The 459-nt window shown below is 76.9% G+C and carries 1 protein-coding gene; it reads right to left on the reverse strand.

Annotated features, from left to right (window positions below; all coding sequences use genetic code 11):
• A partial coding sequence (locus AC2W7J_RS18755; RefSeq protein ID WP_485984323.1) for an RsbRD N-terminal domain-containing protein occupies positions 1–459 on the reverse strand: 459 nt, incomplete at both ends.

Genomic DNA, 459 nt, shown 5'->3' on the forward strand with positions numbered 1-459 from the left:
GCTGGTCGGGACGAGCAGGACGGCGTGGCGTCGGCACCCGGCAGTCCTCGGCGAGGTCAGGGTGCGCGGGTCGAGCACGCCCGCGGTGGTGAGCACCCGATCGCGCTCGACGAGCACGGCGGTCAGGGTGCGCGGCGGCACCCAGCCGGCCGCGGCGACCGCGTCCTCGAGTGCCGCCTCCGGCAGGCCCGTGAGCAGCCCGCGGGTCAGGCGGTCGAGCTGGACGAGGCGCTGCGCTCGCGCTGCTCGTCTGCTGGTTGTGCCCGGCGACCGAGGCGGCCGACAGCTCGTCGATGTAGGTGAAGACCAGCTCGGCGAAGCGCCCCAGGGTCGCGGCGTCGACCCCGGCCGCGATGGCCTCGACCGACAGCTCGCGCCACGCGGCGCTCGCGCCGACGCGATAGGCGGACAGCAGCGCCTCGACGGGGCGGCCCCGCTTGGCCTCCGCCTGCCCCGAGC

The sequence above is a fragment of the Janibacter sp. CFPM2_SD2 genome (genome assembly GCF_057364645.1).